This window comes from Brevibacillus sp. JB24b (genome assembly GCF_051713385.1).
In the GTDB taxonomy this organism is placed as follows: Bacteria; Bacillota; Bacilli; order Brevibacillales; family Brevibacillaceae; genus Brevibacillus_B; species Brevibacillus_B laterosporus.
Map to the genome: position 1 here is coordinate 2,757,377 of NZ_JBNVQV010000001.1, position 25,148 is coordinate 2,782,524.

Genomic DNA, 25,148 nt, shown 5'->3' on the forward strand with positions numbered 1-25,148 from the left:
ATGAATCGTGCGTTAAATTAGCTCAAGTATGTTTTCTAAATCCTCAAACGAAAGATCATCATCACCCAAATCGCTCGGGGTTAATTCTGCTCCTTCTTTGGACATGCAATGTTCAATAACTAGCAACAAGTGTTTTTTATATGTCTCTGCTAGTGTTGCAATTGTCTCTTCTTTGTATTGAAGGCTATTGTAGCCAATACTAATTTGCAATTTTCGTCCTTCAACAACAGATGAAATATCTAACAAAAATGGTCTTTCAGAATCTGGACTGAATAAATTTCCTGTATTTGTTTGCGAAAGTGTGAATACACCGGTTTTTACATCAGAATCAAATTGCCCTAAATAATTAAAGCTTACTTCCGGTTGTAGACCAAACGATAGGGAAGGCCGCAACTCTTTAATCGTTAGATAACGCAGGATGTCATATCCGATCCCTTTATTTGGTATATGTCGTAAGTTTTCTTTAACTTGCTTGATTTGAAGGGAAATATCTTCTGAATTGTCCAGATCTAATACAACAGGGTATTGTGAGGTAAACCAGCCCACTGTTCTAGAAATATTCATATCATTCATAATATCTTCGCGTCCGTGTCCCTCTAGGTTAATAATCAATTGATTGGTTTTAGCCCAGTCTTTAAAGGCTAGTCCTACCGCTGTCAATAAAATATCATTAACCTCAGTGTGATACGAATGATTTACATTTCTTAATAGATTTTCAGTTTGTTCGATTGTAAGCTCTGTTTTTAAAATGCGAGTGTTCTTTTGTTGATTTTCTGCTTCTTCAAAATCTCTTGGGAGCATCATAACTCTTGCTGTCTTCTCTAGCTTCTCCCAATATTCAATCTCTTTGATGCTTGATTCACTATTGGCATACTTTTGCATCTGAATAGACCAGTCTTTAAATGAATCTGTTTTATCCGGTAACGTAATTTCCTGATTTGAAAGGGCTTGAGAATAAGCGGTAGAGAAGTCTTCGAATAAAATTCTCCATGATACACCGTCAATTACTAAATGATGAATAGCAATTAACAAATAATCCCCTTTGCTTGTTTGAAAAATCGCTAGTTTCACCAATGGACCTTCTGCAAGGTCGATACTACTTTGGATGTCATTTGATAATTCTAAAATTTTATCCTCTAGGTTGACTTCTTCTTTCAAGTCAAATTTGTAAAGATCAAATAATGTATTCTCAATGCCTCGATTCCATTGAATGATTTTGTCATCTTTACGTCTGTACACCATACGCAAAGCATCATGATGTTCTATTATTTTTTGGAATGCGAGAGCTACTGCCTCTTCGTCAAAGCCATTTTCTCCATGTAGCATGACTGCTTGATTCCATTGATGCATATCAGTAAATTGGCTTGTGAAGAACCAGCTCTGGATAGGTGTAAGCTCTATTTCACCTTCTACAACACCTTGATTACTCATTTTATTGCTAGGTGTTACGTAAGGAATAACGTGCTCAATGGCTGGATTTTGGAATAAATCTTTCATTTCCAATTTCCATCCAGCAGTAGTAAGACGTGTCAGTACTTGAATCGCCTTAATTGAGTCTCCACCTAATTCAAAAAAATTATCTCTTATTCCGATTTTCTCTATACCTAAAACGTCTTGCCAAATCTCTGTTACCAATTGCTCTAAATCGTTTCGAGGAGCGTCATATTCTTTTCCTGTATTTTGATTTTTATCTGGTTCTGGCAATGCTTTACGATCAATCTTATCGTTTGGTGTTAACGGCATTATATCCAGCTGTACAAAATAGGATGGAATCATATAATTTGGTAATTCATCTGTTAGGTACCCTCTTATCTCTGCTACAGACAATGCTTCTTCTGAGACCAGGTAAGCACATAAATAAGAGTGACCTTGCTCATCCTCACGTGCCAATACAGCTGCTTCATTGATCTGATGATGTTGTAATAGAAGACTTTCGATTTCACCAAGCTCTACTCGATGACCACGTATTTTCACCTGATGATCAGCTCTACCAAGATACTCGATGGTACCGTCAGGAAGCCATCGTGCTAGATCCCCTGTTTTATACATCTTTTGACCAGGAATGAAGGGATTTTCCACAAATTTCTCAGCGGATAGTTCCGGTCGATTCAAATACCCTCTGGCTAAACCTACACCTGCTACACACAATTCACCTACTTCACCAATGCCCTGTAGCTGGTGGCGCTGATCTAGAATATAGACCTGTGCATTTTGAATAGGAACACCTATAGGGACTGACTGAGATATGCTTTGTTCTACTGATGCCTTCCAGTACGTCGCACAAATAGAGGTTTCAGTCGGACCATATCCATTGATATAGGTCACCTTGTCTTTCCATTTATTGACCAATCCAACTGATGTAGCAGAACCTGCAGTAATAAGAATTCGTAACGTAGAAAGATGTTCTGGTTCCAGATGAATGACATACGTGGGTGGTAAAGTAAGAACTGTAATCCTTTGTTGATTCATATATTCCTCGAATTTCACGAAATCGTTAATGGTGTCTCTTGAAATAATATCGAGCCTTGCCCCAGTTAATAAAGCCATGAACATTTCCCAAACGGAGGCATCAAATGATTGGCTAGCAAACTGGCCGATATGATCTTCTTCACTCACACCAAACTTATCTTCAAAGAACGTTTTTAGGTTTGCTATTCCAGTATGCTCTAACATCACTCCTTTTGGTCTTCCAGTTGTACCAGAGGTATAAATCACATAGGCTAAATCGGCTGGTTGGCTGATAGAAATAAGATTTGTAGTAGCAATGGTAGCCGGAAGCTCAGTAGACACATTGATGAATTCTGCGTCCGAATCTACACTGTTCATCAAATGAGACTGCACAAGTACCCATCTAGTCTGGCTATCTTCTATCATGTACCGTATCCGATCTTCCGGATATTCTGGGTCTATCGGTAAGAAGGCTGCTCCTGATTTTAAAATCGCTAACGTACCTATCACCATGTCTAGCGATCGTTCTACCATGATGCCCACTAATTGATTTGGTTGTACGCCCTTTTCGCGGAGTAGCCTAGCAAGTTGATTCGCTTTAGCATTTAATTCCTGATACGTCAATTGGGACTGTTCATATACAACAGCTATTTCATGCGGATGGTTTTCTACTTGTTCTTCAAACAATTGATGGATGGTTTGATCTGATGAGAATTCGGCTGTATTGTCATTAAATCGTACTAACAACAATTGTTTTTCCGTTTCTGTTAGCATATCAATCTCAGACAATGTAACTTCTGTGTTGGCAATAATTGTACGTATGATTTTCAGAAAATGACCTGCAATTCTCTCAATGGTCGCTCGTGTGAACAGCTTGGTGCCATATTCAATACGGAATAAAATTTCTTCCTGTCCTTCAGTCATATGAAACGCCATATCAAATTTTGATACACCCAGGCTATCCCCTTGTTCATATGGGCGCATCACAAGCTGATCAAAGTCTCTGGATTCTACATCACCATTTTGAAGAATAAACATAGTGTCAAAAAGTGGATTTCTACTTGGGTCTCTTTCCAATTGTAGTTTCTCTACAAGCTCTTCAAATGGATAATCCTGATTTTCATAAGCCTGTAGGGCATTCTGTTTTACTTCTTTAAGGAAGTCCTTAAATGTTATATTCCCTACTGGTTTATTTCTCATAGCTAGTGTATTAACAAACATTCCAACTACATTTTCTAAATCAGCATGTGACCTTCCCGCAATAGGAGCACCAACAATAATATCTTCTTGATCAGAATACTTGGAAAGTAGAACATTATACGCTGCTAACAAAACCATATAACGTGTTGTACCCGCTTCAACAGCTACCCTTTGTAGACCATCAAATATCTCTTTTCCTGTTCTCATCATGAACTGATCGCCATCGAAGCTTTGTACAGCTGGTCTAGGATAGTCAGTCGGTAGGTTCGCTACAGGAATCTCACCAGTAAACAGGTTCAACCAATACTCTTCTTGTTTTTTTATAGCATCTGTTAGGAACATTTCATTTTGCCATGCAGAGAAGTCCTTATACGAAATAGGCAGTTGAGGCAGCTTTTTGCCCTCATAAATGTCTGCAACTTCTTTGAGAATAATTCCAATTGATGTGCCATCTGAAGCGATATGATGAACATCAAAAAGGAAAACATGTCGCTCCTCTTCTAGTTTTACCAGACTGCTTCTGCATAGTGGAGACACAGCAAGATCAAATGGCCTTACAAACGAATGGAAAATCTCGTTCAATCCCTGTTCTTGGGCTTGCATATATCCCATATCAAATTCCACATTTTCCTGAATGCTCTGAACGATTTGTTCTTGTACCACACGATAACTCGTTCTCAAGCTCTCATGTCGGTTAATCACTTCTTGCAATGCTTGTTTGAAACGATCCTTATCTAAAGCCCCTTCAATTACCATCATTCCGGGCATATTGTAACTAATACCTGCCCCCTCAAGCTGATGAAGAATGTACATTCGTTTTTGAGCAGACGATACAGGATAGTATTCTTGTTGAGGAACAGTTGGAATAGGCGTGTAGAACTGCTTATCAGATAAAGTGATATATTCTGAAAGAGTCTCAATTATCTGGGCTTCAAACAAGACTTTTAAAGGTAGCTCAATTTGGAACGCTTTATGGACTTGTGTGATCACCGACATAGCTTTTAGTGAATCGCCACCCAATTCAAAGAAATTATCTTTAATTCCAATCTTTTCAATCCCTAAAACAGCTTGCCAAATTTCTGCTAGTGATTGTTCCAGTTTGTTTCTGGGCGCATCATATGCTTTACCCGTATCCTGTTTTTTATCTGGCTCAGGTAGAGCTTTGCGATCAATCTTATCGTTTGGAGTTAACGGCATTTTGTCTAGTTCCACAAAATATGACGGGATCATATAGTTTGGCAATTCATTTGCTACATATTCTCTTACCTCAGACACAGACAAATTTTTATCTGAAACCATATAGGCACATAAATATGATTGTCCTTGATAGTCCTCATGTGCAAGAACAGCAGCTTCTTTTATCCCAGGATGTTGTAACAAAAGACTCTCGATTTCACCTAGCTCCACCCGATGTCCTCGTATTTTCACTTGATGGTCAATTCTCCCTAGGTATTCGATGTTTCCATCAGGCAACCATCGCGCTAAGTCTCCTGTTCTATATATTTTTTCACCAGGTACAAACGGGTTATCCACAAATTTTTCAGCAGTTAGTTCTGGTCGATTCCAATATCCTCTCGCAAGCCCTACCCCACCAACGCACATCTCTCCTACTTCGCCAATACCCTGAAGCTGAAGACTGTGATCTACGATATAAATTTGAGCATTTTGGATAGGAATACCAATAGGAACATATGTTCCTATACTCTCTTCTTCTGCCTTCCAATATGTCGCACAAATAGAGGTTTCAGTCGGACCATATGCATTGATATAGGTCACCTTGTCTTTCCATTTATCCACTAAACCAAATGAGGTAGCAGACCCTGCAGTGATAAGGGTACGTAAGGTAGGAAGACGTTCAGGATCAAGATGAATGACATAAGTTGGTGGTAAAGTAAGTACGGTAACACCTTGCTTGGAAACATAATTCTCAAATCTCATAAAATCAGTAATCTTCTCTTTCGAAATGATCGTTAGTCTAGCTCCTGTAGCTAGAGCCATAAACATTTCCCAAACAGAAGCATCAAATGAATTGCTAGCAAATTGGCCAATACAATCCTGTTCAATAATACCAAAGCTATTTTCAAAGAATACTTTTAGATTAGTGATACCAGTGTGCTCTAGCATAACTCCTTTTGGTTTCCCAGTTGTACCAGACGTATAAATCACATACGCTAAATCAGTTGATTGGCTGTTAGGAAGAAGATTAGTACTAGCTATGCCAGATAAAATATGATCGGAGACATTAATATATTCAGCATCGCATTCCACCTTGTCCATCAAATGAGGTTGGGCAACCACCCATTTTGCCTGACTATCCTCTATCATGTAGCGAATACGGTCTTCTGGATACTCAGGATCAATTGGTAAGAAGGCTGCTCCTGATTTTAAAATGGCTAGCGTGCCTATCACCATATCCAGTGAGCGCTCAACCATGATGCCAACTAGTTGATTAGGTAGAACACCTTTTTGACGTAACAATCTCGCAAGCTGGTTTGCTTTTTCATTTAATTCTTGATATGTCAACTGATCTTGCTCGAACACAACAGCTACTTCATCAGGTCTCCTTTTAACCTGGTGTTCAAATAGTTGTTGGATGGTTTGGTCTGATGAAAACTCGGCTTGTGTATCATTGAACTCCTTAATCACTTGCTGTTTCTCAGCTTCTGTTAGTATATCGATTTCAGATAAGCTAATATCTGAATTCTCCACTACTGTACGGATGATTTGAAGCCAATGGCTTGCCATTCTCTCTATTGTTTCTTGTCTGTATAAACTCGTGGAGTACTCTAAGCAGAACTTCAATTCATTTTTTTCTTCGCTTGCCTCTAAAGAAAAATCAAATTTAGCGTGTTTCCCTTTTGGCACAAATGGCGTACATTTTATTTCGTCCAGTTCAAAAGAGTTATGCTCCGTGTTTTGTAGAATAAACATGGTGTCAAACAATGGATTTCGACTTAAATCTCTTGGGAGCTTCATTTTTTCTACTAGGTGTTCAAATGGATAATCAGCATGTTCAAATGCAAGCAAAGCATTGTTTTTTACATCGGCTAGGAATTCAGTGAATGTTTTGTTACCTACAGGCTGATTTCTCATTGCCAATGTATTAACAAACATACCTAATAGATTTTCTGTATCTGCATGCGATCTCCCCGCTATTGGTGTCCCAATAATAACCTCTTCTTGATCAGAATATTTCGAAAGCAAAATATTGTAAATCGCTAGCAAAACCATATAGAGCGTTGTCTGCGTCTCTTTTGCAATTCGATATAAGCCATCTACCAGATCTTTTTCCATTCCAAATGTGTAGCGGTCACCCTCAAAGCTTTGAATCGTAGGTCTCGGATAATCAGTCGGCAGGTTCAAGAGTGTCACTTCTCCAGAAAATGCAGACACCCAATACTCTTCTTGCTTTTTAAAGGCTTCAGATTGGAAGAACTCTTGTTCCCAAACAGCAAAATCCTTGTATTGGATTCGAAGCTCAGGAAGTGTTTCAGCTTGATAAAACTTGGTTAATTCGTTTATAAAGATGTTTGCAGACACACCATCAGAAATAACATGATGCATATCCACAAGTAGATAATGGCGTTCTGTACTCACCTTAACTAGACCTATTCGAATTAACGGGGCTGATTCAAGAATAAACGGCTGAATAAATTCCTCAATGACCTGATCAACTTGTTCTTCTTTGGAGTCCAAATAATTTATTTTTATGTTGACATTTTGATTCACTCGTTGGACAGATTCTCCATTTACGGTAGGAAAAGAAGTCCGTAAAATTTCATGGCGATCAACTAATCTCTCCACTGCCAGTTCAAAGCGATCATATTGAAGGGGACCATCTATTACCATCACAGTTGGGATATTGTATCCCGTACCCTCTTTCGCAAGCTGATGTAAAATGATCATTCGCTTTTGAGCAGATGATACTGGATAAAATTCCTTAGTTGGAACCGTTGGTATAGATGCATACGTTTCGTCTACATCTCCACCGCCACTTTCCAAATATTTTGCAATGGCTTGGATCGTTGGAGTGTTAAATAGAATTCGTAATGGAATATCGACCCCAAACTCTTTCTGTATGAGAGAAATAAGACTCATTGCTTTCAAAGAATGGCCACCAAGTGAAAAGAAATGATCATGGATACCGATCTTGGGAACACCTAGTACTCCTTGCCAAATAGTAGCAAGCTTTTGTTCCAATTCAGTGGCTGGAGCTACATAGGCTACACCTGTTCCAATCGTTCCTTCAGGTTTGGGTAACGATCTTCTATCAATCTTTCCATTAGGCGTTAGAGGGATTTGTTCTAATGACACAAAGAAAGAAGGAACCATATAATCAGGAAGAGTTTTCCCCATATAATTGCGTAGATCGATATCACTTACTTCCTTACTCTGAACAATGTATGCAACCAAATGCCTTGTCTGGTTTTCATCTATTCGGTCGATTACAACCGCTTCTTTTATATTCTTATGATTGAGCAGGTGTGACTCTATTTCGCCGAGCTCGATCCGATGACCGCGTATTTTTACTTGATGATCGATTCGACCTAAATATTCAATCGTGCCATCTGGCAACCAACGAGCTAAATCACCAGTCCGATACATTCTTTCATTTGCTATAAAAGGATTTGTACTAAATTTTTCGGCTGTCATCTCTGCATTATAAATATATCCTCTACCAACATTGGCACCTGAAATAAATAATTCTCCTGCAATACCGTGTGGCTGTAACTTTTGTTCTTTATCTAAAATATAAATGCTTGTGTTTGAGATCGGCTTACCAATGGACGGGATTTCCGGGATTTCATTATTCGGATCGATTGTAAATGTTGTTACAACATGGGTTTCCGATGGGCCATAATGATTATGCAAATACACTTGATTGTTTTGTAAATAGCGTTTAAGCTCATGAGTCACCACTAGTTGTTCACCAGCTGTAATAATATGTTTCACACACGTTGGAAAAATCTTAGAAAAGCTTGCATCGTTAAAAATAAATTTTAAAAACGCTCCAGGTAGAGACAAAATACTTATTTTTTCTCTTTCAATAAAGGTGAATAGCTTCTCGACATTACGTCTGGTGTCATCAGTAATGAGATACAACTCTCCCCCACTTAATAATGTAGAAAATATTTCTTGATAGCATACATCAAAACTGCAAGTCGTATATTGTAAGACCTTCTCCTTATATTGAATATTGGTTTTTGCAAAAGTAAATTGCATCAAGTTAACCATATTCTTATGTTCTAGCATGACTCCTTTTGGTTTACCTGTTGTACCTGATGTGTAGATAATATAAAACAAGTCATTGGAGGTATTCTGGTTTGCAACATGATCCATGCTTTCTAACATAATGCTACTATCTTGAATATCCACTATTTCTATTGGAGAAGGATTTTTATGCATTAGATGCTGCAGTGTCAGAAGGATTTGCACATCACTATTTTCCAACATATAGCTAATTCTTTCTGCTGGATATGCCGGATCAATAGGTACAAATGCTCCACCCGACTTTAGAATTCCGAGTATGCCTATAATCATTTCTATTGATCGATCCATCATAAGTCCGACAAGCCGGTCTGGCCCAATTCCTTTGTTTCTCAAGAATCTAGCTAGTTGGTTTGATTTGGCATCTAACTGTCTATATGTGAGATGCTTATTTTCCAAAACAACTGCAATGTGGTCAGGGGTTTTCTCTACTTGTTCTACGAATAATTCATGAATTGTTTTATCTGGATACTCAGTCTTAGTGTCATTTAACTCAACCACTACATGATGATATTCCTCTTGCGTAAGCATCGTAATATCCTTTAACGCCGCATTCGGATTATTTGCCACGCATACTGCAATTTGTTTTAAATGTCCTTCGATTCTTTTCATAAGAGCTGTAGTAAAAACAGCGGCATTATAATCTAATCGAACATGGATTTCTTCTCTTGGTTGAACCATGATGGTTAGATCATAATTAGTTGGCTCAAACATCTCGACAGAAAGAACCGAAAATCCTACCTTTTGCATGACACTGTTCTTTTTCAATTCTTCCACTAATGGATAATTTTCAATAACAACAATATGATCGAATAAGTCTTGTTTTAATTCAGAATGATTTTGTATCTCATACAGCGGAACATGCTCATACTGCTGTGAACTAAGCGTTCCTTGATGGACAGCTTTTACTACTTCACTAAAAGATTGATCTGTTTTTGTATGAATACGTAAAGGAAGAGTATTAATGAATAATCCAACCATTCTTTCGATGCCAAGTAATTCAGACGGACGACCTGAAACAACTGAGCCGAAGATTACATCATTCGATGAATTATACTTTTGAAGGGCTAGTCCCCAAATGGTTTGAAAAATGATAGGTAGGGTAACCTGATTATTTTGAGCGATTTGCTGTAACTGCTGTGTGAGCGTACGATCAAATGAAAAATGATATTGCTTTGGTAAAAATTCCATTTTCTCATTGGTAGCTCCATCTTTTTGTAACACAGCTTGATGCTCATAATCTTTCATATATTTCGTCCAGTACTGGAGTGATGCTTCTTGATCTTGTTTTTCCAACCATTTAATAAAAGTACTGTATGCTTGTACCGGCTGTAATAACAAAGGCTGGTTTTCTACTAAAGAATAATACATCTGTATGAGTTCATCAAAAATAATGCTGAAGCACCAACCATCCATAATAATATGATGAAAACTCCAAATGATCTGATACTCATCTGCATTCATTTGGAGGATGATCACCCTCATAAGAGGATCTTTAGTTATATCAAAGGTAGCTTCCTGATCTTTTCTTTTATATTGTTCTGCTTGTTCGTTCTTTTTCCGCTCATCAAAGGAGCTCATATTATAAAATTGGATTGAAATTGGCCGTTCTTTCAATACGACCTGAACTGGCTTCTTCATTTTCTCATGCAAAAAAGTGGTTCGAAATACGTCATATCTGGATACCAGCATTTGTAAGCTTTTCGAAAATAATTCAACATCTATTTTTCCTTGAATGTGGATTGTCATTTGTACCAAATGCGAGTTATTATCCCCGTTTAGTAAGGAATGAAACAGCATCCCTTCTTGCATAGGAGACAGTACATACATATCCTGAACCAGTTCTCTCCTAAAAGTACTCACCAAGCACCCCTCACTTCATCGTTTTTTTGCCTTTTATACAAAAATATGGGAACTTCAAAGGTAGTAGTATTGCTACGGTATTAGCCATCTAAGCTCTTAGGCATTACTTCATTGATTCTTCTAGCAAATTGAAAATATCATCAACATCTTCCAGTTCAAGACCTTTAATACTAAAATCACTCGGAGTTCGTTCTGTTTCTTTCTTCTCCACACAATGTGTAATCAATCGAAGAAGATGATATTTATAGCTATCGCTAAGTTGCTTAATTGACTCTTCCTTATATTGTTGGTCACTATACGAAAAAGATAGATTCAATCTCCCTTTCTCAATTACTCCAGTGATGTTTAAAACCATATAACTTTCCATTTCCGGACTGATATTGTTCTTCCCATCCGCACCAAGAGAATTTCCCCGACTATAAGGTGAACGGGTAAAACCCTGACCCTCTAGATCAGAATCGAATTGTCCCAAGTAATTGAAAGTGATTTCGGGTTGTAGAGTAAAGGATAGCGAAGCCTTTACTTCCTTATCAGTTATATATTTTAAAATTTCATAGCCAATCCCTTTGTTCGGTATATTGCGCAGATTCTCTTTTACCATCTTTATGTGATAAGACAAATCATCTGATTTATCCATTTTCAATAAAACAGGATATTGACAAGTAAACCAGCCCACTGTTCGTGCTATATGAGCTTGTTCGCTTATGTCCTCTCGCCCATGACCCTCTAAATTTATGAGGATTTGATCTACTTTAGCCCATTCCAAAAGAGTAAGACCCAACGCCGATAATAAAATATCATTAATTTCTGTTTGATAGGCGTGATTTACATTTTTTAACAGATGATCCGTCTCTTCTACTGACAATTCCATTTTCATATAGTGAATACTATTTTGTTTGACATAGGAATTATCAAAATCTTTTGGCAGAGGAGTATGCTTAGCGGTGGATTCAAGCTCTTTCCAATAGGAAATTTCATGTAGTAGTTCTTTACTATTGGCATATTTCTTTACCTGCAAGGACCAGTCCTTAAACGAATCCGTTTTTTCTGGTAAAGAAATATCTTTCGATTCCAACAGTTGAGCATAAACGGTACCAATATCTTCAAATAATATTCTCCATGAGATACCATCTACTACCAAATGATGAATAGCAATAAATAGATGATCACCATTTTGGGAATGAAATACTGCAAGCTTTACTAATGGACCTTCATTTACATTGATTTGGCTTTGTAAACGATAGGTTTCCTCATAGATAGCTTGTTGCACATCCTGATTAGATCGTAGGTCGAATGAAAAAAAATCGTATAACGAACCTACTTTTCCACGATTTATCTGACTAACCTTCCCGTTTTCCTGCGTATATACCATCCGAAGAGCATCGTGATGATCAATAATTTTATCAAACACCTCTTGGATGAGCTTTTCATCAATTCCATTCGAATGAGAAAGCACATATGATTGGTTAAAATGATGCATGTTTGTAAATTGTTGATCAAAGAACCATTGTTGAATGGGGGTTAATTCTACTACTCCCTCGACGATTCCTTGCTCACTTTTTTGTACGGTTCGCTTTAATAGGGGAACAAGTTCTTTGATAGTTGGATGCTTGAGTAGATCCTTTGTCTCCAGCTTTAGCTGATGAGCATACAATCGAGCAGCTACTTGGATCGCTTTAATTGAATCTCCTCCTAAAGCATAGAAGTTATCACTAATGCCAACTCGATTATTCCCTAATACACTTTGCCAAATATCTGCAAGGATTTGTTCTATTTCAGTAGTCGGTGCTTCATATTCTGTCGTTTCAAGCGAAGAGGTATCAGGTTCAGGTAAAGCTTTTCTATCGATTTTATCATTAGGTGTTAGTGGCATTTTATCCAATCGTACAAAATAGGAAGGAATCATATACATGGGTAGTTCTTTAGCAATGTACTCTCTTAACTCAGTAATTGACACTTGCTCAGTTTCGACAAAATAGGCACATAAGTATGCTTGTTCAAGCGTATCTTTCTTAGCAATGACCGCGGCCTCTTGTATCTTGTGATGCCGCAATAAAACAGTTTCTACTTCTCCTAATTCCACCCTATGTCCCCTGATTTTTACTTGTTGATCCATACGCCCTATATATTCAATCAGACCATTAGATAGCCATTTTGCTAAATCCCCTGTTTTGTACATTTTTTCACCAGGTAAAAATGGATTAGAAACAAATTTTTCAGAAGTTAATTCAGGACGATTCCAGTAACCTCTCGCTAGCCCAATCCCACTAATGCATAGTTCGCCAGCCTCTCCAAAGGGTACTTTTTCTAGATTTTGATTGACAATATAAATCTGTGTATTTTGAATAGGTGAACCAATTGGAACTGAATGCTTCTGTCCTTCTTCTGATTTTGCAATCCATGTGGACGCACAAATACTTGATTCCGTTGGACCGTATGCATTGATATATGTTACTTTATCTTTCCATTTATTCACTAGGGGAAAAGAGGTGGCTGAACCTGCTGTTATGAGTTTACGTAAATATAAAATGCGTTCTGGATCTAAATGAATAAGATACGTTGGCGGCAATGTAATAATCGAAATTTCATTTCGGTTCAGATATGTTTCAAAGCTTACAAAGTCGTTTATTGTATCCTTAGGAATCATGTACAAGCTAGCGCCTGTTAATAATGCCATAAAAAACTCTGATACAGATGCATCAAAAGAGATGCTGGCAAATTGTCCAACTCGATCGTTAGGTGTGATTTCAAGTATTTTCTGAAAGTAGTCGATTAGGTTTGAAATTCCTTTATGCTCCAGCATCGTTCCCTTGGGATTTCCAGTTGTGCCAGATGTATAAATAACATAAGCTAAATCAGTACTCTTGTAGACCAAATTAAGATTACTATCATCTTGCATGATGATTGCTGGATCTTCAAAAGTAATAACTTGGTCATGGAAATCAGCTTCGCGGATAAGACCAACAAGAGATTTTTGAGTTAGCACGATTTTGGTTTGACTATCTTTTAGCATGTATTGAATTCTTTCTTGGGGATATTCGATGTCGATCGGGACATATGCTCCCCCAGCTTTTAAAATCGCTAAAATACCAATAACCATCTCTATTGATCTTTCCATGAAAATGCCAACAATTTGATCAGTTTGAACCCCTTTTTCAATCAATAATCGTGCGAGTTGATTTGCTTTGCAGTTAAGCTCTCGATAGGTAAGTTTTTCTGGTTCCAGGATAATGGCAGGATTGTTTGGGGTCTTCTCAACTTGACTTTCAAAAAGTTGATGAATTGTCTTATCATATGGATACGGTGTTGATTGCAAATGACTATGCATCATTACAGTTTAACCTCCTGTGCTCGAACAAATTCTACATGTACTTTATTTTTTCAGATATCAGTACCGGGGACATCCAAGACCTAACACCTCCTTGTATTAGTGGTATAAGATGCTCCAAACAAAAGATTTGTCTATTAGCTTTTTACATGGATCTTACTTTTTATAAAAGCAGCACAAAAGGAAATCGAATCGTAAATATAGTAATCAAGGAGTGTATCAGGGAGGCAACAGAAGTATTTATCTAAGAGGTTATGAGAGGACTCGCCGTATAAACAAAAAGGAACATATGTATTATCAAGCAACAGCCTTACTTATAATATATCGGTCAAATCAATATTACTCATCAATTTTTTGTAATTTTATCATTAATTTTAATAATAATGAATATTGCGAAAAAATATCAGCTACAGCTTTACAACACATCTGTTTCAGTGTTAATAGATGTAAAAAAATGTTAATCCGATAAAAAATTACATATAAAACAACCAGATTAACCCCATTTTACAAATATTTACCTTGAATTAAATTTACAATATCTTGCACAAAATTACAATAAACGCAATTTAATTCATAATATTCCGACTACTATTGACGCAAATTTCATGTTGGACAACAAGTTTTTCTCTAGTTACTAAAAAAACCAGGCCTTCACATAGAAGGGCTGGTTTTTACTTTATTAAACTTAGTGCTTTTGTTTTATACATTTAATTTTTTTCTAACAATCAGTTACTTTCACTAATTGTTTGCCAGTATTCTCTCCAGTAAATAATCCAAGGAAAGCTTCTGGTGCCCTCTCTAGTCCTTCTACAATATTTTCTGAGTACTTTATTTTTCCTTCCTTGATCCACTGAGCGATTTGAGTCATTCCTTCATCATAACGATCTGTATATTGACTCACCAAGAATCCTCTCATTGTAGCTGTTTTTCGTAGAAGCTGTACTTGAATTCTAGGCCCAACATCTTGTTTTTCTAAATTGTAGAGAGATATCTGCCCGCAGAGAGGGATACGCGCTCCCTGATTAATCAAGCTTAAAACAGCATCTGATATAGGACCACCCACATTATCAAAGTAAACATCTACACCATTTGGGCAAGCTTTTTCTAATGCTAATTGAATATTTGGTGTTGTTTTATAATTGATAGCTGTATCAAATCCAAGCTCTTCAATTAAATAACGAATTTTTTCATCTGAACCAGCAATCCCTACAACGTGTGCCCCTTTGATTTTTGCTATTTGCCCGACAAGCATTCCCACTGCTCCGGCAGCACCTGAAACAACAACAGTTTCTCCTTCCTTAGGTTGACCGATGTCTAATAGACCAAAATAAGCGGTCATTCCAGGCATTCCGAGCACACCCAAAGCAGTTGTAATCGGTGCTACATTCGTATCGATTTTTCGTACTTGCCCTGCATCAATTACTGAGTAATTTTGCCATCCTAAGAAACCAAGTACAATATCCCCCACTTGGAAGTCTGGGGATTTGGTTTCTATTACTTCTCCAATCACTCCACCTGTTATCACTTCATTTAGTGGGAATGGTGGGATATAAGATTTTTGATCATTCATTCTCCCCCTCATGTAAGGATCAACAGATAGGTAAAGCGTACGTATCAAAAGCTGATTGTCATTTACGTGAGGAATAGAGGATTTGATGAATGTGAAATTATCTCTTGTTGGAATGCCGACTGGTCTACTAGAAAGTAAAATCTGATTATTTACTATCTCATTCATTTGTAATATCCTCCCTAATTTTTACTATAACTTTATCTTTGCAAGTCTATATTATCATACAAAATAAATTAATTAAACTTTTTTCGTTTATTTCGTTCAGTTAAATGCTAGTTGTATGTTTATTTTGTGAGTTTGAGTTATAATGTAGTTTGATGTTTTAGATTGGGAGGCATTGTAGTGACAAACACCCGAGGCAGATCACGAAAAAATGAGCAAGAGATGAAAAAAGAGTTGATTATTAGGCTACTTCCCTTTCTTAAAAAGCAAGGGATTAGCTCTTTGAAAATGGAAGATATAGCAAAATATATGGATATTAGTAAAGCAACAATGTATAAATATTTTTCTTCTAGAAACGAAATCTTGGAGTCGACAGTAGAAGTTTATGTAGAATATATCCTTCAGAACTTTAATGAGTTATCTGATAACCAATCAACTTCTTTCGTACGCCGTTTTCAAAAGGTTTTTGAAAACTCGGTTGTATTAGCTATTTTTTTATCAGATTTATTATTACAAGATCTAAAAAGTATGTATCCCCATTTATACCAGCGAATTGTTGAGGCGCAAAAAGTTCGTAACGATCATATCAAAACGTTTTATGAAGCGGGTCATAGAGAAGGTGTGTTTCTTTCGGTTAATCCTTCATTATTAATTGCGCAGGACGAACTGCTATTGCCAAGTTTACTTAGTCCCGTTTTTTTGGTACAGAATCATATGACACTAGAACAAGCCTTATTTGATTACTATCAGATGAAAAAGCATCAGCTACTCAAACCCGAAGTTATTCCTGATGTAGATGACTCAGTCATTCCCATACAGGTAGGGCAATGTATTCAAAAAATAACGTGGACAGAGTAGCATATGCAAATAGCTCGAGCTAAATGGCATGGCAGACTAACGATGTTGAAGTGACACTCTTTCTATATAGGATATTTGTTGGCCTTTACAATAGTAGAAACGATTCTTCTCACATACACAAAAAACCAGTCAAACGCACAATGATAACGTATTGGACTGGTTTTTGTGTGTATATGTATTGTTATTCATTTGTTGAATAGCATAGTTAGTTAGGTTTCTCTCCTGTTTTGAATATGACTACTAGAAGAGGTAATCAACGTTCAGAATTTTTGTCCACATGTGTCTGTAAAAAGCCTCGAAAGACTACACTCCTAACCCAAAGACCACTATAATAATCGGTGTTGTTAGTCCTTCGGGTAGTTGAAATCGGCCTCTGATGTACGGATGAACATCATGATTTTCTCTTTTGGTCTGCAATCTGCCAAGTAGTTATAGTCAATTCCGGGATGTTCTCCACATTCACTAACAGCAGAACCAGCTCCGGCTCCTACCGTAATACTAGCCTGATGGGGATTGATTCTAGGAGAACTCGAAATCGCATAATATCTAGGCTTAAGAGGGGGTAACAGCTCCAAAAACCTTTCGAAAGGCATCTCGCAAGCTTCATATTTTTCAAGTAGTTCTAGCATCGAAATGCCTTTCTTTCCTATCTGCTCTTCGTAGATAGCCTCATCTAACAACGCCTCTAATTCACGTTTATGTGGAGGACAAACCGTGTAAGCTGCAAGCTCACGTAACTGTTCACGAGTGGCGATTGCCTGTACTTCTACATTTTGACTGAGCAAATCATGAAGACTTACTGGCCGATCCAGTGGAAGATGCGTTGTGTTTCGTCCGTTTGCCTTCAAAATCAAGTGATCGTTCCCGTTCAATCCAAAGCGTCGCAGAATTCGATTGACATTTTCTTTACTATTTCTCGGTAATACACCAATATAATCACCTTCCTGATAGGTAAGCCCATCTGGTAGAGTGATTTCTACATGTCGAGTACTCAGCCCACAATCAGCCCTCTCAAGCTCACGGTTCTCTTTTACATATGCGTAGACAGCATCGTACTCTAGAGCGAGTGGAACATCTAACAAGCCGTTGACAAACTGAATGGTAAGGGTGTCTCGGCCTTTTTCCTCATTTCCTTGTAGCGTAAAAGCCTTCATGATGTCAGGCCACATACGTTCCTGCCATTCTTCTAGCTGATTTTCGAAGTCTTCGCTGGTGTCAGCTTCACCACGCGACGAGAGTCTTCTAGCTCCCTTTAAAGTAAGCTGCTCATCGATAAATCTTGGGACGTTTTGATAAGTATTTGCCCAATTGCGGTCCCCACATCCGAAAACTACATAATTGACACCTTGAAGTTCACCTTCCTCTGCTCCCTCCAACCATTGCACGAACTTACGTGCATTATTCGGAGGCTTTCCATTATAAGAAGCGGTAACGATGAGTACGGCCCCTTCCTTCGGTAATTTCCCTAGCCAATCATCAAGTGGTGCAATCTCACTACTGACACCGAGTAAACCCGCGATACTGGAAAGCTCTCGTGCGGTACGTTCTGCTGTACCTAGATTAGATCCATAAAGCACCAGCAAAGATGCATGGTTGACCTTTGATATGGATTTTTTCATTTGATCCCAGCGCCTTGTTGTCCCTCTCGTGTTTGCACCTCCTACTTCATTCTCTTCAATAGCTTGGTCTAGCTTTTGTTTATTTCGCCGTTTAACACATATTTGAAATTCGCCTGGTTTTAGCGTTAACGTTTGCTGGATGTTCAACTGATAGTTGGTATGATTAATTAATTCAAAATGCTGGAGAATCATTCCCAGTACTAAAGTTGCTTCATGAAGTGCAAATTGCATCCCAATGCAAGCTCGCTGCCCATTTCCAAAAGGTTTATAGGCATGATGAGGAACTTTATCAGGATCTTCAAACCGCTCGGGACGGAATTCATCAGCATCATCTCCCCATGCATCTTTATCTCGATGAAGCTGGGGCAAGAGTAATGCAAGAACTTCTCCTTTTTTTATTGGATACTTCCCTCCAATGATCGTATCTTCTTTAGCGGTAAGTTCAAATCCGGGGGCTGTTGGCCATAAACGTAACGATTCCTGCAAAATCATACGAATGTATGTAAGCTGTAGGACTTGCTGATACGAAGGAGATGAGCTGGTTAATACCTTATCCACTTCCTGATACGCTTTTTTTCGTGCCACTGGATTTTTTAACAAAAAATAGAGAGCAAATGACAATAAACCGCTTGTTGTTTCATGCCCTGCAATTAAAAACGTGATGATTTGATACCGTATATTTTTATCATCCAGTGTCTCTCCTGTTTGCGGGTCCTTCCCGTTGAGCATGCGAGAGAGCAAATCGATTTCACCTTGATCGCCATTCGCCTTTCGTTCCTCGATTATTTTGTCTACTAATGAAAACATCGTTTGAATATCGTAGGTAAACTGACGTTTTGTTCCCACCATAAGCATGTTTTGAATCTTCAATCTTCCACTTTGATGCATAGCCTCCTCAAGAGCGCGGACCATACTGACAATAAAAGGGCTATGTGTTTCTCTGTAAAAACTGTTAAAGCGATAATTGAAACCGCATAATCCAATAGTATCCAATGTAAGCCGGGTCATGTCGCCTGGTACATCAATACTTTCATTAGGATTAAGACGCGCCCATTTTTGAATCAGCTGCAAGGCAATGTCCACCATCATGGAATGGTATCCTTTCATTGCTTGTTGGCTAAAAGTAGGAAGAAGGATATTATGAGCCTTTTGCCAATTTGGCTCGTCAGTCCTACTTGTAAATAATCCATCTCCACCAAAGGCACGTACATTTTCCAAATCACCTGTAATATTTTTAAAGAAACGCGACTCGTCACAAATCTCAGCCACTAGTTCATGCCCAGAAACAACTAAACTAGAATTGCCAGGGAGTGTTAATCGATATATCGGACCAAACTCTTCTGCAAGTTTACAAAGCGAGAGGGTCGGTTTATCTTTGTCTATTAAGGGTAGATTACCAAGCGGACCATACGTTTTGGGTTGCGGAATATATCCTACTTCTCTCATTACAAACATCCTTTCAGATAAATTCACGAGAAAGTTTAATTGCCTTGCTATGCATCATCAAGCCTACTTATTATTTCCCTGCTTTAAAACCGTGGTATAGCGTATCTAAAAGAAGTGCCGCAGCCGATTTTTTGGCAATGTTACCTTCTTGAACCTGCTGCCAGGTCATAAAAAGAAGAGAGTACAGAACATTCAAAATCCATTCGCTATTCGTATCCTGACGGAGATACCCTTTGCGCTGCAATAACTGGATTGTATGCCGTACAGGTTCTTTTACCTTTTCCTCGGCCACAATCATCTCTTGACTGTAATATAGCGTAGACTCATGAGCAAGAAAATAGATCTTATCCCCTAGGGGAATCAGCGCCTCAACTAATTCTGGAATATAGAATTCGATTTTTTCCTCGTCTAATGGGATTCGGCTTATCGTCTCTCTTACCACCTGAGAAGCTCTTAACCCCAGTTGTAGCATCAGCTGTTCCCTATTTTCGACGTATCGGTGTAGGGTGGCAATGCCGATACCGGCGTAGTCGGCAATTTCATTCAAAGATGCTGTCGGCCTTTCGACTAGTAATTCCGTAGCAGCATCCAAAATGGCATGAAGCCTTGCTTCCTTTGTTGCTGATCTGGCATTATTCATCGTTTACATCCCTCTTTTCCTTTCATCAGTTCATATTTTTGATAGTTAAAACTATCAATTGATAGAATTCTACACCAATTAAGAAATAAATTCAACTTTTCAGACAAATAAAATAGGTACTAATGACGAATTTCTCGATGCAGGAACATTTGTTCCTATCAATAATCATCTGTTAACTCCTACTCCTCAATCCAGACATACTAACTCCCTCTAAGCTTATAGCTATTGGCTTTTCGCGTTATTTATGGTTGCTTACAGCAAATTCACGGAATATAAAAAATGTTTTATTTTACCATTTTTACAATAGAACAAAATGAGTATTTTCGCTCAAATCATTGGAAATAAAATTATTAAATTACATTTTTTCTCTTCGTAACCATTAAAACACTTATAAAAAAGCTAGAAAAATGCTGTTTTCACCTCACAAGAACATACGTTCCCTTTAATTACTCACGTCCTGTAATTATAAGATTTTTTCTGCTTTCGCTTGTTTTTTTATAATTATGAGTCTCTTTGTCTGCTAATTTATGTGCTCGATCAACATCTATAAATCATCCTTTCATCACTTATAAAACTTTAGTGCAAAGCTATGTAGAAACATAAAAACAGGCCGCTTTTTAGCGACCTGTTTCCTTACCAACAACTCATTTATCTGCTTCCACATAACGCTTCAATGCAGACAATTTATTTTCCCAAAATCGTTCATAGTATTCGAGCCACTTCTTTAATTCAAGTAACGGATCTGCTTGAAGTCGATACCTTGTTTCACGTCCCACTTTTGTTTCTGTGAGTAACCCAGCTTCTGTCAAAATACGTAAATGTTTAGAAACAGCTGTTCGGGTCATGGGGAAATGGCTACTGATTGCAGTGACAGATAGCTCTTGATCACCTAACAATTCTAATAGCTGCCGTCGCGTTGGATCAGCAATTGCTTGAAACACATCATACTTATGAGCTGGTGCACTCATATTAAGCCTCGACGTGCGTGCTTAATGCTTTCAGTAAACCAACCCAACCATTTGCCATTCTGTCTCGTACAACCATATGTGTTTCACCGAACTCTGTGATTGTATCTGGGTCCCAACCACTGTGGATCAGCGTAAATTCGGTTTTGTCATCCTCTAATTTAGTTAGTTCAAAAGTAACGGTCCAATCTTTTCCCCATGTAAAGGAAAGACGATTAGGCGGTTCAAGCTCCACTACTTTACAAGGAGACATGCCAAAAGGACCCGCATTCAATTGGAACTCATAGCCTTCGATCGGCTTAAAATCATTAGGCATAAACCACACGGCAATTCCTTCTGAAGTAGCAACAGCATCCCACACTCTTTCAATTGATGCATTACAAACTATCGTTTGGTGAATATCCGGAATCTTGTTTGAATGATTTGTTCCCATCTGCTTCCCTCCAACAATCAATTATTTACATGCTATCAGTCGACACGAAATCGTAAAGATGACTATAACCGTTTTTTCTCATAAGACGAAGGGCTTCCACATAATGTCTTATTTTGTTCCATTCGTGCCAAACTATCCCGAATTACTAGTCACAAGGAGACAAATAGATAACCAGTTAATACGACACCTTTTGGTTTCGCTTTATGATTATATGACACCTTTTGGTTTCATGTCAAACGAAACCCAGTATCTCATGATTTCTTTCCCCATTGCTCACCTTGACTATGCGAATGAATATCCTTCAACCACTCTTCCATTACGTCCCTTCGTTGTTACAGCTCTAGACAGTGAGTTAAGAATTGCTTCCTCTGTCGCATCACTTGCAGCAGTGAATAATTGATTCATCACTGGATGATCTTCTCGTAGCTGAATCCGATTCTCCACAATGTGTTCACTGTGATGAGGAATCTTATGCGCGGTTGAAAAGGCAATCACTATATCTCCACTACCATGACCATAATAGCTACCCGTTCTGCCAAGTCCAATGGCACAACGTTTGGCCATCCGCAACAATTGACGCTCATTAACGGGAGCATCTGTAGCAAGAACAATGATGATTGATCCATCCGACGTATGTTCAATGGCTTCGGATGGAAGCTCTTCATCTATTAGATGTTCTTTATATTTATTTATTTGAAATTCATCTTTTTTTCCAAAATTGCTTAACACGAGTACCCCAACTGTATAGTCTTTTCCATTTACCTGGATGAACCGCGAAGAACTGCCTATCCCTCCTTTATATCCAAAGCAAACCATACCTTTTCCAGCCCCTATAGCTCCCTCTTCCGCCTGATCTTCAGTCGCAACCTTGATCGCATGTCTAGCATCTTCTGGTTGAACAATACATCTACGGATTGTATTTAGATAACCATCATTACACTCGCCAACGACCAAGTTGATCGTTCCTGTTGTATCTCCAATCTCAGGATTTTGTCCTAGCATTTCCTGTAGGGTACCTTGCGTAACAGCCGGTACCGAAAACGTATTGGTGAGCATGATTGGGGATTCCAGCACTCCTAATTCATTTACCTGAACAAGACCTGTAGTTTTGCCAAATCCGTTGATCACATAACTAGCTGCTATCACTTTTTCCAAAAATAGATTACCCCCATGAGGTAAAATAGCAGTAACACCGGTACATGCATAGTCTTGCTTCCCGTCATCTAGATGTCGATCTATAGTTACATGACCGACTCTTACACCTCTAACATCCGTTATGCAATTTTTCTTTCCAGTTGGTAACGTCCCAATCAGTATTCCTAACTCACGGACTTTTTTTCTTGTCGCTTGGTTCATTTATGTAACATCTCCCCATCATTCAATTATGTTTCATTATTCATACAGATTACTACATAATTATAAATCTCTCTATTATTGATAGGTTTAGATCATCTCGAGTTCATAAAGGTTCAAAATTTGAAACCACTCCACATAAAAAAGTTCGTTATGAGTTCAGGATATTTGTAATCAATCCCTCCTTCATCAACGAACCTTAGCAAACATCTACTAAAATCATTACAAAACAATATTAGACATACAGATCAAACATGTTCACTTCGTATCCACGTAATTTTAAATAAGTAAATAGCTGTGAACGATGGTGAAAAATATGCGTGACGCTCTCCGTAAACCAGTGGGCCTGAGTAGATGCATGCTCATGATAAAAAGGTGTTGTCTTCTTGTTTAAAAACTCATCCTCTGACATAGATAACAGATAAGAAATACACAGTTGGTATCCTTGCTCCATGGCTTGTGCTAAGGAATTCGCTTTATCCAATGTGTTGTACTTTTGTTCAACCTGTCTAATCGTATCTTCATCTTTCTCTTGCATGATTAAAAGGTCTACCTCCGGAATTGCTACTAGATGACAAGCTAATTCGTGTAGAGTACGCATGTTTGAAGCAGGTCTATACACCCAATCCTCCTCTTTCACTTTCTGTAGGAGTAAAATCGTACTACTCATACCCACTTTCATTTGACGAAATAGTTCATCGCGTAACTTTATGACATTAGACATGCTTCCTCATCCCCTCATACTCTTTGATTCTTCCTTTCTCGATTCTAACAGCTAATAGTGACAAATCCTGTCATGGTTTAACACATTAAGGAAGTAGCTTTTACCGATAATGCTCCACCATTTTATTAGCCTTCTCCCTCACATAAGAAATAAGTTCTTGCGGCTCCTTGACCACCACCTCCATGCCTAAATTCCAAACAAGCTCAGCGAAGAACGGAATTTCAGCACGTGGAATCCTTGTATCTATCCAGCCTGTCCCATCAGTGCGCTCTTCAACCACACGCACCAAATCCAATATTGATTTTGCTTGTCGTGTACCATCTCTCGTCAGTTCAACGATAAAAGGAACGAGATTTCTCCCGTTCTGTTCACTGTATGTAAGCCAATCCATGATGGAGCCATATAACAGCTTTTCATTATCTAAGCTATGCTTAACCGAACCCTCCTTTTCACAATCCATTTGCCAGTGACCCTGTTTTAAAGCACCTACTTCTGTAGAACTTTTCTCCACATATTTAATCCGATCTGCCCGAAACAATCGATACGCTTGTCGTTGAAAACAATAAGCTGGGCAATACCAAAATCCATTATAGCTATATAGGCCGATAGGTTGAATCCTTCGCTCGGCGATACCCTTTTTGCCATCGTATTGAATGGTAAGAATTGATTGGTCAATAGCCGCTCCTAATAGAACTTCTAAATGGAGAGCAGATTGAGCGTACGTAGGATTCCAGAAGACAATTCGGTCTTGCATCTGATCAATCCGTTCTTTTACATCTTCTGGTAAATAGTGATAAAACTTTTTTAATGCTGATTTCGTTTCTGATTGAAAGGGTAGAGAGTCAAAAAATTGCAACGATTGATAAGCAAAAAACATAGCAACTGCTTCGGTTTCTTTAAAGAAAATAGGCGGGAGCATCCGATCCTGTAATAAATAATAGCCACCGCCTGCTCCTACCTCTGAATAGACAGGAACTCCTAACACGCTTAATTCATTCAAGTCACGTAACATCGTGCGATACGAAACTTTGAATTCCTCAGCCAATTCCCGAGCCGTGAATTTTCGTTTTGCATTAATTGTCATCATGATTTCAATCAAACGTTGCGTTTTTGACATTCTTTTTTCCCCCGTATGATATATCTATTTCTTTTTCTAGAGTATATCAAACTTCCTAAAAGGCAAACGTAAGGGGAAATTTATTTGCTTTTTCGCTTTCTTGCTTGGTATTCGTTTGCCAAGATACTCATTATGGTTGAATCATGATATTCAT

10 protein-coding genes and 1 pseudogene are annotated in these 25,148 nt (G+C 38.2%); 1 reads left to right on the top strand and 10 read right to left on the bottom strand.

Annotated elements, in window-relative coordinates; genetic code table 11:
* Positions 1–12 precede the first annotated feature (12 nt).
* The 3 genes and pseudogenes from ACQV1I_RS13235 to ACQV1I_RS13245 form a co-directional block, all read right to left on the bottom strand.
* Positions 13–10,779 carry a non-ribosomal peptide synthetase gene (locus ACQV1I_RS13235; RefSeq protein WP_116335221.1) on the bottom strand — a complete coding sequence of 3,589 codons (10,767 nt, stop codon included), beginning with the start codon at positions 10,777–10,779 and terminating at the stop codon, positions 13–15.
* A 103-nt stretch (positions 10,780–10,882) separates the two neighbouring features.
* Positions 10,883–14,110: pseudogene (locus ACQV1I_RS13240) on the bottom strand (non-ribosomal peptide synthetase); the annotation flags it as partial.
* A gap of 715 nt (positions 14,111–14,825) precedes the next feature.
* The gene (locus ACQV1I_RS13245; RefSeq protein WP_116335219.1) at positions 14,826–15,842 is read right to left on the bottom strand and encodes an NADP-dependent oxidoreductase; all 1,017 of its coding nucleotides are present in this window, start codon (positions 15,840–15,842) and stop codon (positions 14,826–14,828) included.
* 177 nt (positions 15,843–16,019) lie between these two features.
* Between ACQV1I_RS13245 and ACQV1I_RS13250 the strand changes: the two genes are divergently transcribed.
* The gene (locus ACQV1I_RS13250) at positions 16,020–16,697 is read left to right on the top strand and encodes a TetR/AcrR family transcriptional regulator (RefSeq protein ID WP_018672887.1); all 678 of its coding nucleotides are present in this window, start codon (positions 16,020–16,022) and stop codon (positions 16,695–16,697) included.
* 344 nt (positions 16,698–17,041) lie between these two features.
* Here ACQV1I_RS13250 and ACQV1I_RS13255 read toward each other — a convergent pair whose 3' ends face one another.
* From ACQV1I_RS13255 to ACQV1I_RS13285, 7 genes are all read right to left on the bottom strand, one after another.
* Entirely contained in the window at positions 17,042–19,762 is a 2,721-nt protein-coding gene (locus ACQV1I_RS13255) for a bifunctional cytochrome P450/NADPH--P450 reductase (protein ID WP_116335218.1), read from the bottom strand.
* A gap of 70 nt (positions 19,763–19,832) precedes the next feature.
* Positions 19,833–20,402, bottom strand: coding sequence for a TetR/AcrR family transcriptional regulator (locus ACQV1I_RS13260; RefSeq protein WP_094701714.1), 570 nt, complete (start codon positions 20,400–20,402; stop codon positions 19,833–19,835).
* Positions 20,403–21,046: 644 nt separating this feature from the next.
* Positions 21,047–21,370: an ArsR/SmtB family transcription factor gene (locus ACQV1I_RS13265; protein WP_094701715.1), complete on the bottom strand. Its 324-nt coding sequence runs from the start codon at positions 21,368–21,370 to the stop codon at positions 21,047–21,049.
* Position 21,371: 1 nt separating this feature from the next.
* Complete coding sequence (locus ACQV1I_RS13270) at positions 21,372–21,800, bottom strand: SRPBCC family protein (protein WP_094701716.1); 429 nt, start codon at positions 21,798–21,800, stop codon at positions 21,372–21,374.
* A 282-nt stretch (positions 21,801–22,082) separates the two neighbouring features.
* Positions 22,083–23,156: a DmpA family aminopeptidase gene (locus ACQV1I_RS13275; RefSeq protein WP_094701717.1), complete on the bottom strand. Its 1,074-nt coding sequence runs from the start codon at positions 23,154–23,156 to the stop codon at positions 22,083–22,085.
* 232 nt (positions 23,157–23,388) lie between these two features.
* A complete protein-coding gene (locus ACQV1I_RS13280; protein WP_116335217.1) occupies positions 23,389–23,877 on the bottom strand; it encodes a DinB family protein in 489 nt (162 codons plus the stop codon).
* Positions 23,878–23,977: 100 nt separating this feature from the next.
* Positions 23,978–24,994 (bottom strand): helix-turn-helix transcriptional regulator, encoded by a 1,017-nt coding sequence (locus ACQV1I_RS13285; RefSeq protein ID WP_116335216.1) that lies wholly within the window; start codon positions 24,992–24,994, stop codon positions 23,978–23,980.
* Between the last annotated feature and the right edge of the window lie 154 nt (positions 24,995–25,148).

Bases quoted from the DNA above. Each gene is read 5' to 3' on its own strand.
- ACQV1I_RS13245 (WP_116335219.1), bottom strand. From the start codon at position 15,842: ATGAATGAGATAGTAAATAATCAGATTTTACTTTCTAGTAGACCAGTC.
- ACQV1I_RS13255 (WP_116335218.1), bottom strand. From the start codon at position 19,762: ATGAGAGAAGTAGGATATATTCCGCAACCCAAAACGTATGGTCCGCTT.
- ACQV1I_RS13260 (WP_094701714.1), bottom strand. From the start codon at position 20,402: ATGAATAATGCCAGATCAGCAACAAAGGAAGCAAGGCTTCATGCCATT.
- ACQV1I_RS13265 (WP_094701715.1), bottom strand. From the start codon at position 21,370: ATGAGTGCACCAGCTCATAAGTATGATGTGTTTCAAGCAATTGCTGAT.
- ACQV1I_RS13270 (WP_094701716.1), bottom strand. From the start codon at position 21,800: ATGGGAACAAATCATTCAAACAAGATTCCGGATATTCACCAAACGATA.
- ACQV1I_RS13275 (WP_094701717.1), bottom strand. From the start codon at position 23,156: ATGAACCAAGCGACAAGAAAAAAAGTCCGTGAGTTAGGAATACTGATT.
- ACQV1I_RS13280 (WP_116335217.1), bottom strand. From the start codon at position 23,877: ATGTCTAATGTCATAAAGTTACGCGATGAACTATTTCGTCAAATGAAA.
- ACQV1I_RS13285 (WP_116335216.1), bottom strand. From the start codon at position 24,994: ATGTCAAAAACGCAACGTTTGATTGAAATCATGATGACAATTAATGCA.